General features: G+C 31.4%; 16 protein-coding genes, 5 tRNA genes, 2 rRNA genes and 1 other RNA gene. 8 read left to right on the forward strand and 16 right to left on the reverse strand.

The genetic code is table 4. The features are described from left to right. Positions 1 to 22: 22 nt before the first annotated feature. The gene (locus tag T416_RS0103360; protein WP_031489399.1) at positions 23 to 403 is read right to left on the reverse strand and encodes a S1 RNA-binding domain-containing protein; all 381 of its coding nucleotides are present in this window, start codon (positions 401 to 403) and stop codon (positions 23 to 25) included. A gap of 91 nt (positions 404 to 494) precedes the next feature. On the opposite strand from T416_RS0103360, the gene T416_RS0103365 reads away from it, so the two are divergent. The 5 genes from T416_RS0103365 to T416_RS0103385 are packed head-to-tail and all read left to right on the forward strand — an operon-like array spanning position 495 to position 3,828. Next, positions 495 to 1,040, forward strand: coding sequence for an inorganic diphosphatase (locus T416_RS0103365; RefSeq protein WP_031489400.1), 546 nt, complete (start codon positions 495 to 497; stop codon positions 1,038 to 1,040). Positions 1,041 to 1,048: 8 nt separating this feature from the next. Beyond that, a complete protein-coding gene (locus T416_RS0103370; RefSeq protein WP_051676031.1) occupies positions 1,049 to 1,936 on the forward strand; it encodes a lipoprotein signal peptidase in 888 nt (295 codons plus the stop codon). Beyond that, positions 1,937 to 2,848, forward strand: coding sequence for an RluA family pseudouridine synthase (locus tag T416_RS0103375; RefSeq protein WP_031489402.1), 912 nt, complete (start codon positions 1,937 to 1,939; stop codon positions 2,846 to 2,848). Beyond that, positions 2,832 to 3,389 (forward strand): tRNA (adenosine(37)-N6)-threonylcarbamoyltransferase complex dimerization subunit type 1 TsaB, encoded by a 558-nt coding sequence (gene tsaB / locus T416_RS0103380; RefSeq protein WP_031489403.1) that lies wholly within the window; start codon positions 2,832 to 2,834, stop codon positions 3,387 to 3,389. Before T416_RS0103375 ends, tsaB begins: the two co-directional genes overlap by 17 nt. Continuing rightward, positions 3,361 to 3,828 carry a GNAT family N-acetyltransferase gene (locus T416_RS0103385; protein WP_031489404.1) on the forward strand — a complete coding sequence of 156 codons (468 nt, stop codon included), beginning with the start codon at positions 3,361 to 3,363 and terminating at the stop codon, positions 3,826 to 3,828. The genes tsaB and T416_RS0103385 overlap by 29 nt, the downstream gene beginning before the upstream one ends. A gap of 38 nt (positions 3,829 to 3,866) precedes the next feature. Here the strand turns inward: T416_RS0103385 and rnpB are convergent. Then, an RNA gene (rnpB, locus tag T416_RS03800) (RNase P RNA component class B) lies at positions 3,867 to 4,204 on the reverse strand. A 105-nt stretch (positions 4,205 to 4,309) separates the two neighbouring features. Between rnpB and rpsT the strand changes: the two genes are divergently transcribed. Further along, a complete protein-coding gene (rpsT, locus tag T416_RS0103390) occupies positions 4,310 to 4,564 on the forward strand; it encodes a 30S ribosomal protein S20 (protein ID WP_031489405.1) in 255 nt (84 codons plus the stop codon). Positions 4,565 to 4,598: 34 nt separating this feature from the next. On the opposite strand, the gene T416_RS0103395 is transcribed toward rpsT, so the two are convergent. Next, positions 4,599 to 5,144, reverse strand: coding sequence for a protein kinase family protein (locus tag T416_RS0103395; protein ID WP_031489406.1), 546 nt, complete (start codon positions 5,142 to 5,144; stop codon positions 4,599 to 4,601). Positions 5,145 to 5,602: 458 nt separating this feature from the next. On the opposite strand from T416_RS0103395, the gene T416_RS0103400 reads away from it, so the two are divergent. Further along, entirely contained in the window at positions 5,603 to 6,733 is a 1,131-nt protein-coding gene (locus tag T416_RS0103400; protein ID WP_031489407.1) for a DnaD domain protein, read from the forward strand. A gap of 11 nt (positions 6,734 to 6,744) precedes the next feature. Continuing rightward, positions 6,745 to 7,662, forward strand: a complete 918-nt coding sequence (locus T416_RS0103405) for a hypothetical protein (RefSeq protein WP_031489408.1) — start codon at positions 6,745 to 6,747, stop codon at positions 7,660 to 7,662. A 214-nt stretch (positions 7,663 to 7,876) separates the two neighbouring features. On the opposite strand, the gene T416_RS0103410 is transcribed toward T416_RS0103405, so the two are convergent. From T416_RS0103410 to T416_RS0103470, 13 genes are all read right to left on the reverse strand, one after another. After that, positions 7,877 to 8,785: a deoxyribonuclease IV gene (locus tag T416_RS0103410; protein ID WP_031489409.1), complete on the reverse strand. Its 909-nt coding sequence runs from the start codon at positions 8,783 to 8,785 to the stop codon at positions 7,877 to 7,879. A 69-nt stretch (positions 8,786 to 8,854) separates the two neighbouring features. Further along, positions 8,855 to 9,760 carry an acetate/propionate family kinase gene (locus T416_RS0103415; protein ID WP_031489410.1) on the reverse strand — a complete coding sequence of 302 codons (906 nt, stop codon included), beginning with the start codon at positions 9,758 to 9,760 and terminating at the stop codon, positions 8,855 to 8,857. Between the two features lie 18 nt (positions 9,761 to 9,778). Next, positions 9,779 to 10,018 (reverse strand): hypothetical protein, encoded by a 240-nt coding sequence (locus T416_RS0103420; protein ID WP_031489411.1) that lies wholly within the window; start codon positions 10,016 to 10,018, stop codon positions 9,779 to 9,781. A gap of 1 nt (position 10,019) precedes the next feature. Continuing rightward, positions 10,020 to 10,766 carry a tRNA1(Val) (adenine(37)-N6)-methyltransferase gene (locus T416_RS03805; protein WP_031489412.1) on the reverse strand — a complete coding sequence of 249 codons (747 nt, stop codon included), beginning with the start codon at positions 10,764 to 10,766 and terminating at the stop codon, positions 10,020 to 10,022. 56 nt (positions 10,767 to 10,822) lie between these two features. Then, a tRNA-Gly gene (locus tag T416_RS0103430) sits at positions 10,823 to 10,896 on the reverse strand. 5 nt (positions 10,897 to 10,901) lie between these two features. Beyond that, positions 10,902 to 10,987: transfer RNA gene (locus T416_RS0103435), tRNA-Leu, on the reverse strand. A gap of 48 nt (positions 10,988 to 11,035) precedes the next feature. Then, positions 11,036 to 11,110: transfer RNA gene (locus tag T416_RS0103440), tRNA-Lys, on the reverse strand. Positions 11,111 to 11,146: 36 nt separating this feature from the next. After that, a tRNA-Gln gene (locus T416_RS0103445) sits at positions 11,147 to 11,221 on the reverse strand. Positions 11,222 to 11,225: 4 nt separating this feature from the next. Further along, positions 11,226 to 11,310, reverse strand: a tRNA-Tyr gene (locus T416_RS0103450). Between the two features lie 61 nt (positions 11,311 to 11,371). Continuing rightward, positions 11,372 to 11,839, reverse strand: a complete 468-nt coding sequence (gene greA, locus T416_RS0103455; protein ID WP_031489413.1) for a transcription elongation factor GreA — start codon at positions 11,837 to 11,839, stop codon at positions 11,372 to 11,374. A gap of 35 nt (positions 11,840 to 11,874) precedes the next feature. After that, the gene (locus T416_RS0103460) at positions 11,875 to 13,113 is read right to left on the reverse strand and encodes an aminoacetone oxidase family FAD-binding enzyme (protein WP_031489414.1); all 1,239 of its coding nucleotides are present in this window, start codon (positions 13,111 to 13,113) and stop codon (positions 11,875 to 11,877) included. Between the two features lie 51 nt (positions 13,114 to 13,164). Next, positions 13,165 to 13,269, reverse strand: a 5S ribosomal RNA gene (gene rrf, locus T416_RS0103465). Between the two features lie 56 nt (positions 13,270 to 13,325). Beyond that, positions 13,326 to 13,543: ribosomal RNA gene (locus tag T416_RS0103470) — 23S ribosomal RNA — on the reverse strand; the annotation flags it as partial.

A 13,543-nucleotide genomic window follows, 5' to 3' on the forward strand; every position in this document is an offset into this window, starting at 1 on the left:
TAAATTTAAGTTAATATGAAGGTTAAACCTTCTCTTCTGTATTAATTAATGAATAAACAAACTTTTTTAAATTACGAGCATGAGACAGTGTCGGATAAGATCTTCTTTTCTGCTTAATTTCAATCGGGTCTGTTACCTTGTGATTAAGAAAAAAAATCCCTAATCGTTCATCATATTCCTTAATTGCGAACAAGTATTCAGAACCAATATGAAATTTACTCTTAATATATTCATAAGAATATTCCGATAAATTATTAATTTGGCAAACCCCCTTAATTTTGTTACCAAGATCAATATAGGCATACTCAGGTGTTAATCGGTCAATAACTCCGTATACAACTTTAAAGTCAACCGGATTTTGTTTATTCGTTTTGTCTTTTATTTTATTTTCTTTTTCATTCATAATTTTTAATCATTATTATTTTAATTGAAACTATCATAAAACATTTATCTATATCATTTATAATTTAAATTAATGTTTTTTAGGAGATTGTATGAAAATTAATGTAACTATTGAAATACCAAAACATTCCGCTATTAAATACGAATACGACCGGAAGACTGGTGACATCATTGTAGACCGGGTGCTTTATGGATCAATGGTCTATCCCCAAAACTATGGTTTCATTAAAGATGCACTTGACTATGATGGAGATGAACTTGATGTTCTTGTCATCTCAAACCATAGTTTAATCCCAGGTAGCAGAGTAAAGGCTCGACTTGTTGGAGCTCTTGAAATGATTGATAACAACGAAACTGATACAAAATTGTTGGCCGTTATTGATGTAGATCCGCGATTTGATTTCATTAAGGATCTTGAAGATGTGCCACCACATTTATTACTTGAAATCAAGGACTTCTTTGAAAACTACAAAAATCTACAAAAGAAAAAAGTTGAAGTGCGAAATTTCAAAAATCAAGAATGAGCAATCAACGAGCTTGAAGAGTGTAAGATTCTAATGCAGAAGTATGGGAATATGGACAAAGATGAATTTGTTGCATTAATGAAAAAAGAACATCCTTCTAAATATACGATATAGGTTAGTACGTGTCATTTTCTACTTTTAAAAATAGTAAATTTTACCAGGCAATTACAATGTTTAATGAACGATTAAGAGCGATTAATCCATTAAAAAAAGTAATTAATAAAATTAAAAATAAGTCAACTCGTGACTATTTTTTAAGCATCACATCAATGGAAAGTGTGTTCTATAAATTAATTAACCTGGTGTGGATTTCCCTTCTTGTTTGTGTCTCAGGTTTCCTAGTTCGAGACCATGTACTCAACCTTGTCGCAAAAACAGGAAGTTTAAATCCTTTTGGTGGAATTTATACTCTCACCTTAAACAATGGGATTGGTCTTGGTAACTTGAGTAATGCCCCTGTTGGTGTTGTATATTTCGTCCAGTCAATCCCAATTGTAGTTGGGATTGTTTCCTTCTTTTTCCTTAATCGATCCTATCTTTATATTCCGTTACTATTTATTCTTTTTGGTGGTCTTGGAAATATCATAGATCGTGCAATTCCTGAATATATCATTAAGGATGTAGAAGGAATTATGGATAGTCAGTTTGAACGAGTTCCAAATAATATCCACCACGGTGTTGTTGATTATTGAAAAATGGGTAATAGCATTATTAACCTCTTCGATGTTTATATAGTTTCAGGTGTCGGTTTCATTATTTTTAATATGGTGCTTTCTCTAATTCTTAAGTGAACAAAAGAAGCAAAAAAAGAAAAAATGAAAAATGGTCATGATAACCTAGAACAGTTAGCTGAAGAAACTGACACAAAGATTATTGAAGTTAATAATGACCAATTTGACTGAGAAAAATACATCACCGAAATTGATAAAAAAAATGAAATAGATAAAAACCAACACAAGAAAAAAGATGAACCTAATATCGATTCATCTGATGAAAAGAAAGAGTTGTAAATGAGAAAAATTAATGTTCAGCTAGAACAACCTTTACGACTTGATATTTATCTTGTTAAAATTCTTCACAAATCGCGAACTTATGTCCACAAGCTAATTAAAGGAGATTTGATAACGGTTAATGATGCTGTTATTAATAAACAAAATCACCTTGTTGTTGACAAAGATGTAATTCAAGTGAATGATGAAAATCTAAATGTACTTGAAAACTACAAAGACATTACTCCTTACCAATTTCCGCTTGAAGTTTTGTATGAAGATGAATATATACTGCTCCTAAATAAACCAAGCGGAATGCTGGTACATCCAACATCATTCAATGAGCAAAATACCATTGCGAACGCTCTTCTTCATTACTTCGGCCACAATCACTTTTACTTAACTCACCGTATTGACAAAGATACTTCAGGTATTCTTCTCATTGCCAAGAACGATGAATCACATAGCATTTTACAAGATCAGTTTTTTAAGCAAGAAATTAAAAAACATTATTATGCTATTGTTGAGAATCGGTTCGGGGATGATTTACTTCATTTTAAAATCAACGAACCAATTGGTTTTGCGAACAATGAACAATTATTAATGAAAACAGGGACGGCTAAAAACAAGAAAGATGCTATTTCTATTGTCAAGGTGCTTGAAATGTATCCGCATCATGCTCTCGTAGATGTTCAAATCCTAACTGGACGTACCCACCAGATTCGAGTGCATATGAAACATATTAACCATCCGATTGTTAATGATCCTCTTTATGGATCAAAAAAACATACAACACCATACGGTCAATACCTCCACGCTTACCTTCTTGGTTTTAAACATCCAGTTACTAATGAATATATTGAAATCAAAACCGAACTTCCTGTTGAATTTACAGACAAAATTAAGGAACTAAAAAATGAACGATCAGTTTAGGGTTTTTATCGACTGTACAACTAACGACATTATCATCGCTCTTTATTTAAAAGAAAAACTAATAAAAAGTAGAATCATTCCAACTAAAAAAAATATGACTGATTTAGTTATATACGAATTAAAAACTCTACTTGATACCAAAAATATCCACTTGAAAGAATTACAATATCTATATATTAATCACGGGCCTGGTTCCTTTACTGGAATTCGAATTGTTCTTACCATCGCAAAACTTCTGCTTGTTTCAAATAAAGGGATTAAAGTTTATTTTCTTGATACATTTAATATTTACCGAGAAGACCCCTCAGTCTTAATTTTTATGGATGCAAGAGGTGGGCGCTACTTCGTTATGACTCAAAACGATAATCGTTATCAACTTGTCTCCAAGATAGATTTAGACAAACTAAAATCAAACGACCAATATCAAGATCTTGATCAGTATGATCGAAGAAAATCCCTAACTAAACTACCTTTTAGTTCATTTAAGGAAGCAAAGGAAATTGATGATTTATATGGAAACTACATCAAAGACGAACTCTAGTGTTAAAGAAAAATATCTAAGGAATGCTACACTTAACGATTTAGGATTAATAGCGACTTTTGAAAAAGAAACTTTCGGTATTGAAGCTTATTCAAAAGAAACTCTCATTGAAATTCTTACTTCTGATCACTCAAACATCATTGTCGGAATCTACCAGGATATTTTTCTTGTCTCATATATGATTGTTACAAAAACTTCTGAGTTTAATGAAGTATTAAGAATTAATGTAGTTCCACAATTTCAGAAAATTGGTTTTGGTTCATTAATGATTCACCACCTTATGAATGAAGGAATGGACATCGTACTTGAAGTTTCTGTGAATAATGAGAAGGCTAATAATTTTTATCAAAAATTAGGTTTTATTAAAAACGGAACACGGAAGAATTACTATAGTGATGGGTCAGATGCAATCAACTATCGTTGGTATAGTAGAAACTAAAAAAACCACCAAACAGTGGTTTTTTAGTTTCTTAATGCAAAAATAAGCCGTGTTCTGTGGTATCGCTACCGCTAATTATTTATCTATAGTATTTATATACTATCCACCTTGTTCATTCAATTCTTACTGAAGATGGTTCCCTTACCAAAATTTAGGTTTCTCACTTGTGGGGTTTACCGTCGTTTCATATCTAGTGTTTCCACTATGCTCGTCTCTGTGGCACGTTATAGAATCGCTTCCATATTATTCAACTTAGGATTTGTTTCTGCCGTCATAATAAGATTTATGCTGTAAAAATTACACACAAACACTACAAGCATCGCAGCTTGTGTGAGCACGGACTTTCCTCTACAAAATGTAGCAATTAGCTATTTGCATACTTCTTATTTTATCATTACTAGTACTTTTTAAAATAAAAAAATCATTTTAATGTTTTTTGCTATAATTATAAAATAGTTAGTCGATGTAAAGGAGGTGGATTATGGCTAATATCATCGCAAATGAAAAATATCACCGTCATTCAGAAAAAGTTCGTAAACAAAATCATGCTGAAATGTCTAAACTTCGAACTATAGTAAAAAAAGTTCGTAACGGTGATGATGCAAGCCAGTTAAGTCTAGCTTACAAGACAATTGATACAACTTGTCAAAAAGGTGTAATCCACAAAAATAAAGCAAATCGATTAAAATCTAGAACAGCACGAGCTTTAAACAAAAAAGCAGCCGCATCATTATAAGAAAAAAGCCAGTTGTGGCTTTTTTTCTTTTTTTTTACTCTTCAAAGACTTTTAGAATAATTTCGCGCATTTTTTTCTGCATATAATATGCTTTTGAAACATCAATCTGCATTCGGTCTGCGATTTCTTTGTGGTTATATCCTTCCATTAATAGAGTTGCATATGTATGAAGATTAAGATGATTTTCTTTTAGGTAATCAAGTATTTGAGAAACAAGTACTTTTTTACTTTCCTCACCTTCAACAAAATGCATACTTTTTTTTAAAAGAGCTTCTTCATATGGTAAACACTTCGACATAATAATGTTCTTATTATTGATCATTCGACGGAAATCCTGAATTAATAAAAAATAGATTTTTCTCTTGGTATAACCAATAATTTGTGCAATATTTAAAGTTTCATTGCTTTTCATTATTTTGTCTAAAATAAAATAAATTTGGTCTTTATAATCATCTACATCATTCTGCAGATCAAAAAATTTAAATTGAAGGAGATCGTATAAATACTTATAAAAGATCGCCTGGTATTTTTCATAAAATCTTAATGTTTTATTTTGGTCATAATTAATTTTTAAATTCATAAACATCCTTATTTAAATTGCCATATCTTGTATGGTCAAAAAATTTTATAAAGTCAATCATTATCTACAAAATGTTTTCATAGGTTTCTAAAAAATTTCCCGTTTTCTTTGGAAAAATTGCTCCTTTTAACACGATTTACTATTTTTTTTCAATGTTTTTTTCTTTTATAGAATGTTCGAAAAAATCAGTAGAATTTAAAAAAATATATTTAAAAATTTTATTGATGTTAATAAGTTATTAACAAAATTGTAGATAAGCCCAAAATAATCGTATTTTCCTACTTTTTTTAAGGCTCTTAAACCTTAAAATTGTCGATAAACTTAATCAAATTTTTTTTGTTGAGATTTCATTAAATCTTTATTTTATTTCTATCTTAAAAGTGCTTAAAATATTGTTAACGCATTTAATAGGGCGTCTTTAAAATCAAACAAAAAGAAGATAAATAGGGGAGGCTTCGATGGTTTTTTATTGTCAAAAAAACGAAAATTTTGAACTTAATCTTGCAAATTTAATGCTTTTGTATTCTCCTTTATTATCTAATGAAGCTTTAATCGTCTACCAGTTTTTAAACACCTACTTTAGAACTAATAAGATGAAAAAATACAATAAACTAAACGAAAGACTAATTAACAACTTCCTTAAAAAAAGTTTGAGTGATTTCAATGTTTGTCTTTCTGAACTAATTGATAACGAATTAATTGACATTTTCTTCCTTGAAAACGACGAGTATATTATTAATATAAATAATATTAAAGACACCGCTTTGTTCTTTCATAATGATAAATTAGCATCACGTCTAGTTAATAAGATCGGTCAAGATCAATTTGATCTTATTAAGCTGGAATTAAAATCGGATGATTTATCAAACTTTGTCAATGCAAATCATTTGTTTTTAAATCGCTGCAAAGTTGATAATCAACTTGAAATTCTAAACGGGATTCTTCTTAACGAATTTGGACTTCCTATTGAAAAAACATCCGTTCTTGAACAAAAAATAAAAGCAATGACTGAGCAATATAATCTGTCGTTAAATACTTTTTTTACAGTCGTAAAAAATGCTTTCCGTGTTGATTTCAAAAAGGGATTAATTAAGTTTGATTACAATTTAGCAACATCAATTCTTAATGATTTCTTTAACGAAAAGCACCTTTATCTTAAACTAAGAAGGGATAGTGCAATTTTTAATAAGCAAAATGACCTTAAAAACTTCAATGATATCATTGAACAATATCACAATTGTGACCCATATGTCTTTCTTAGTAGTATCGTAAAGGGTCCAGTTGACCACCAGTTAAAGCAAATTATTGATGTAATCATTGACAATAACGGTTTCTCTTATGCTTTAATTAATACCATTATTGATTACCTGTTCTTTAAATCAATGGGTATTCCGTCGATTAAGTATACTGAAAAATTGATTGCGACAATTAAAGCGCAAAACCTTGATTCTCCAATAAAATTGTTACAATTTTTAAGAAGAGAAAATAATGTGAAACAAGATATTTCTCTTGATATTAATGAATTTAAACACGAAAAAAATGAAGAATCCTTCTTCACTGTCCGTGAACTAACTGAGATTAGTAACTAAGAGTAAAACTTATGCATATTTTAAAATCAAAAAATAGTGATGAAACTCCAAAACTCACACTGGAACAAGTTAATAACGAAGTTGATTACATTAGAATGTTAAAGATTACTGAAGAAGAGTTCAATAATCAAAACATTTATCGATTAATCAAAAGAGCCTATGATGACTATCTATTCTTCAAAGAGCACCCAGATGCAAGCGACACTTATTCCGAACGTCTTGTAAGAGATGAAGGAAATGTTTTTAAAATAGTTGACTGCAAAAGAAGTGAATCGAACTTTGTAAGAGTTAAAGAACATATGCCTTTTAGTTATTCAAAGGACTACCGTTTTGATATTTTTTACCATTTAAAAAGTCAATGTTTTAACAATTTAGTAGAACATTTCAAACCAATTTTTGATAAACTTGATTCACTAATTTACAACAATGAACTACCCTCTTTTTATTTGAGTGGCAGTGTTGATTCAGGTAAGTCTTATTTTGTTCAATCAATCGTTAATACAATGAGTCTTGAAGATTTTGGCGATCATACCTTTGCTTTTGTCGATATGAAATCTTTTGTGTTAATGATGGTTGATTTAAAAATTAATAACGAACGGATGGTATATGAAGAAATTGAGAAAATGCATGAAGACATTTTAAAAAAAGTCGATATTCTTGTTCTTGATAATGTTGGACAAGAAAGTTTTAATTTTGACATTCAGACTGAATTTTTTAAACGTATACTAGATGTCCGAAATAAGCAAAATAAAGTTAATATCTTTATATCTAGATATACTCTTAATTCCATCGGAAATATTTACCTTGACCAAATGATTAATAAAAAGGGGAAAGCTAACCAAGCATTGATAGATGAAATTAATAAATGATTAAGAATAATAAGCAAGTCAGTTTCAATGTCTTTAAAATTAAAAGTGTTACCAATTTAATTTTATGCTATAATAATTTTGTAGACTAATTATAGTAGCTCCAATTATTTAATTCGTTAAGTAATAATTCTAGTTTTGCTAGGTAGTCATACTAAAACCGAAAGGTCACATTAAGGAAGACTTTAATGTGTTAAATTAGCGCTACAAACCCTTATATGTTAAAAGGTTTTAAAAAACACGGTTCGCCGTGTTTTTTTCTTACTAATCAAATTAGTTATTGATCGTTTTTCTTTTTTGAATCAAATCAAGCTTGGTTTTTAAACATATTAATTTCATCAAAGTAAAGAGGTAATTCTTTATTATTTTGGTTTGTATATCAAGGAGTTTCAAGAATTTTTGGGATGGATACTAGTTTTGGATGGTGAACAATGTAGTTAAGAGCATCAAAACCAATATGACCATAACCGATGTTTTCGTGGCGATCTTTATGAGCATTGATTACATTTTTCGAATCATTGATGTGAATAACCTTCAGATAAGAAAGACCAATAATACGGTCAAAATTAGTTAAAAATTGATCAAAGTTATCAACCGATATGTCGTAACCAGCATCATGGATATGACATGTATCAAGACAAACTCCGATATTATTTTTGTGCTTAACCTGATCAATAATCATCGCTAGTTCTTCAAGACGACTACCCACTTCCGTCCCTTTACCTGACATTGTTTCAAGGCAAACTACAACATCACAAGGATACGAATCAAAAATATCATTAATCGCTGTTGCTATTTGATTAATCGCAACATCGACTTCCTGATTAAGTCGACTACCTGGATGAAGCACGATGTATTTTATTCCAAGGTAATGAACTCGTTTAATTTCAGAAAGGAGAAATTCATTAGCAAGTTGACGAACACTTGGTTTACTTGAACAAGGATTAATGATGTATGGAGCATGAACGACAAGATCATTTAAGTTGATCTGGTGGGTTTCCATAAGTTCCTTAGCTTCATTCATTTTAAAAAGGTCAATAGGAACTCTTTTTGTGTTTTGTGGTGCTCCTGTATAAAACATGAAAGTTGAAGCACCGTAACCTATTGACGTTTTAACAGCATCAAGCAAATAATCTGGAGCATTAGCACTTACATGAGAACCAATAAGTAGTCTGTCTTTGTTCATTTCTCGTTCCTACCTTTTTACTAATTATAAGATAATCGTTGATAATCATTGATAATAAAAAAACCTTAACTAGTAAGGTTCGTTCTCGTTAATGTTATTGACCATATCATACATTTCTTTCTCTTCATCAACATATATTAAATAAACGTCGATCTCAGAGGAAACATCACTAATACGGTTTACCCCTTGTTTTTGTTCAAAATCTTTATTTAAATAAACTTTTACCAATTTAATTCCATCAATAATCATCTTAATTAGTTTCGGGTTATATTCACTAATCCCCCCTGAGAAGATGATGTTATCAACAGTAGGAAGAATATTGAAATAGTAAATAATTTCCTTGATGATTTGGTTCGTAAAAGCAATTAAATTAGTTTTAGCTTCCTCACTATCATCTTCAAGAATGTGTTCGATTGAAGTGTGGTTCGTCATTCCAAACAAACCACATTCCTTATTTAAAAATTGGTTAATTCGTTTGATTGTTTTAAACTCAGTCATAAGATGAGTAAAAATTGATGGATCAAGATTACCAGAACGATGTCCCATCATAATTCCAGAAGTAGGAGTGTAAGTTGCAGTGTTATTAACCGACTCTCCATCCTTAATCAAACTAATGGTACATCCAGAACCAAGATGAACAAAAATAGCATTAAATGATTCACGATCAATATAGTGTCTTAACTGACTCTTAATATTTGCACAAGCAATTCCATGGAAACCGTGCTTGCGAATGTCGTATTTATCATTAAATCATTTAGCAAGACCATTAACTTTAAAGTGTTTCGGAATAGCACGATGAAAGTAATCATCAAAGGTAAGCATAATTTTGCTACGATCAACATTCATCATAAGGAGTTCGTTGATAAGGTGTAGTGTTTGTTTGTTGTGGATACATGAAATTTCAACATTATTTTTAATGTCTTCTATAATCTCGTCTGTTATTAAACTATATGGTCCATAATTTCCACTAACCATTACAACACGAATAATAAATTAATCGATTTCATCGATTTTTCTGATAACACGTGTCCGAGTCATAAGACGAAGTAAAAAAGCAATTTGGTTCTTCATTGGTAACTTCTGACTCTTTGACTCTTCTTTGTTTTGATAAATATAGGTAATTGTATAAATATTATGCTCACAGCGAATCTTACCGTAAAAAATTTTTTGACCCCGGGTGTTAAATAAAGCAAATTTCAGTGACGAACCACCTTTATTAATTACTAATTTCATCTTAATTTCCCACTTTATATAGATTTTGTGTTATTTCGTTGTATGAATGGTCATCTTTATCTTCATTATGGAGATATTGATTATTGAGATAAATACATCCTGGTTTACTCATATATGTTGCTTCAACCAGGACAAGAATTGGTTGATCGTAAATTCGTGGATAAACAAACTGTACACGCTTCGGTTGAAAATTATTCGTATGTAAGGCATGATACCAATCAAAAAGACGATCTGGGGGTAATATTACCGTTAAGTAACCTTTCTGCTTCAGTATTTTACGTGCACCTGAAGCAAGTTGCATTAATGTTAATTTTATATCATAAAATGCTACTTGCTTCTCATATGAAATATTACCAATAATCTTCGTTTTTGTCTCAAAGTATGGTGGATTACAAACCAAAGCATCAAATTTGTCTTCCTCTTTAAACTTCTTCGCGACATAGTCATTAAAGTCAATAAGAAGTAAGGTAATTATATTATTTAGGTTATTCTTAGAGACATTGTCAATAGCAAGGTCGTAGGCTCTTTCCTGAATTTCAAGAGCGAGAATGTTTAATTCGCTTTTTCGCTTAGCAAGAAGAATGGAGAGAGCCGCATTATTCGTGCCGACTTCGATTACCCTTTTTACACGTGAATTTAAGGTTATGAAGTTCGCAAGAAGAACTGTGTCAATTGTATAATTAAACATCGTTTTATCTTGTTTGATAAAAAGGGTGCTATTAAAACCTAAATAATTCTTTTTAATCATAATGAGTAATAAAAAAGCCTTGAATAATTTAATTAATCAAGGCAAATATCAATTAATGGAGCGGGTGATGGGAATCGAACCCACGTTAATAGCTTGGAAGGCTATAGTTCTACCACTGAACTACACCCGCAATACTGGTGCTGGAAGAGGGACTTGAACCCTCACGATCGTGAGATCACTAGATCTTAAGTCCAGTGCGTCTACCATTCCGCCACTCCAGCAAAAGAACTAATTTTAACAATTAGTTCTAAATAAAACATATGTATTAATGGTGCCCCATGTAGGGTTCGAACCTACGACCCCTTCATTAAAAGTGAAATGCTCTACCACTGAGCTAATGAGGCATCTAACTTTAGGTAGACCTAAAGTTTTTTTATTAATGGCTGGCCTGGCAGGGATCGAACCTGCGCGTGGAAGAATCAAAATCTTCTGCCTTACCGCTTGGCTACAGGCCAACTATGGTGGACAGAGTAGGATTCGAACCTACGAACCGTAAAGGAGCCGGGTTACAGCCGGATGCGTTTGACCACTTCGCTATCTGTCCAAGAGTGTTAAAAACACTATTATAGTTTACTATAAACAGGCGAATAAATCAATATTTTTTTCTATTCTTCGATAATTTTAAGGATTTTGATCTTGTACGGATTATCAACATGAACAGTAACTTCTTCTCCAACACGACGACCAAGAAGTGCTTTCGCAAATGGAGTTTCATTAGAAATTTTATTTTCAAAAGGATTTATATCCATTGATCCAACGATGGAAACCGTTTCTATTTTATTATTTCTTAGGTTATGGATTTCAACTGTTGAACCTATTGAAATTTCCCCATCTACTCGTTTGATATCTTCAATTAACTCGTAGTTTTCAAGGATTGCATCAATTTCTTCTTTTCTCTTCGAAAGAGCAGCTTGTTCGTTTTTTGCTGCATCATAGTCAGCATTTTCAGAAAGGTCACCTTGTTCACGTGCTTCTTGAAGTTGTTTTGTAATTTCAGGTCATTTAACTTCAAGAATTTCACGTAATTCCTTTTTAAGATCAGCTAAAGCTTGTCGTGAAATAGTATGTTTCATATTCTTTCCTTAGTAATTAACTTTAATTATAACATTTATAATGAATCATTATTAATATGATTAATAGCTTGCAATGCAGATGCAAAGCAAACGGTCATATTAAAACCACCGGTCTTCGGTGACACACCTAGTACTTCGCCGATGAAGTAAAGACCTTTATATTTCTTACTTTCCATTGTCGAAGAATTAAGACAAGTAACGTCAACTCCTCCTCCGGTTGAAATCGCATACATCGGTTTGTTTAATGCTTTGATATTAAAAGTTAAGTTGGTTAAGTAGTTAATAATTTTAAGACGGTCTTCCTTTCTTTGTTCTGCTAACTTTTGCTTAGCATTCAGTTTTAAATTATCAAACATAAAATGTACAAATTTTTCAGGAAGCATCTTAAAACATTGGTTCAGTTGATCTTTTGTGGTTAACTCTTTTAAGATTTCTTCCGTAGTTAAAAACGATAATTTAAGTTGGAGATTAAGATCGCTATGATACGAAACATAACCGCTTAATCGGCGCATTAATGGTCCACCAAAACCATAATGGGTAATCATTAAATCATTCTTTTCCTGAACTAAAACCTTATTAGAAGAAATGATTGTACCAGTAACATTTTTCAATGAAACACCTTGAAGTTGTTGAGTTAAACCTAGAAAGTCATCAATAACGATTCCGGTACCCATCGGAAAGGTTCTTGTTGTTTTAATCCCAAGTTGCTGACAAAACTTATAACCATCACCTGTCGAACCAAGATTAGAAAATGATAAACCACCTGTGGCAATAACAACTCTTTTTGAATAATATTCTTTTTTATCTTGGTCAATCACTAAATAAATTTTTTTGTCTTCCAGATACCTAACAGTTTTAATGGAGCAACCAAGACATAACTCGATACTATCATCATTAGCAAGTTGGTCGAAAAACTTTTTTCGCATTGATGGATTCTTGCATTTTAATCGAACCTTTGTAGAACCCTCACTTACTTCGGTTAAAATCTTATATCGAAGAAGGAATTCACGAATTTGGGATGGACCGTATTTAGTAAATGCTGAATACATAAATTTGTTACTATATAGCATATTTTCATTTAATGTTTTAACATCAACATTGTTTGTTACATTACAGCATCCACCCCCGTGTTCACCACCACCGGTAAGGAGAAACTTCATCATAATTTCTTTGTTTTTATCAAAAGCAATTGTTTTTAGCTTCTTATTCTTATTAAGAAGTAAATAAACAGCTGAAGGACCAAGACCAATTACAATTAAATCTACGATGTTCATAACATAGCTCCGTAACAAAAAAACTAGCCGTTAGGCTAGTTTCATCAAAGTGCGTGGCAATGACCTATTTTGTTTTTGACTATCGTCGGCTCTAGAGTGCTTGACTTCTGTGTTCGGGATGTAAACAGGTATTTCCACTCTGATATGATTACCACACTATGATCATTCTCTGAAAACTGAATATTATCATTCTTATAAATTTAAACAAGGATTTACATAAGTCCTCGAATAATTAGTATCGGTTAGCTAAACACGTCACCGTGCGTACACATCCGACCTATCAACGTTATGGTCTATAACGATTCTTACGCCATTTAAGGCAGGGAAGATTAATCTTGAAGTTAGTTTCACACTTAGATGCTTTCAGCGTTTCTCTATTCCACACGTTGCTACCCTGCAGTGCCGCTGGCGCGACAACAGGATCACAAGA

This window comes from Ureaplasma canigenitalium ATCC 51252 (assembly GCF_000712165.1).
GTDB lineage: Bacteria > Bacillota_I > Bacilli_A > Mycoplasmatales > Mycoplasmoidaceae > Ureaplasma > Ureaplasma canigenitalium.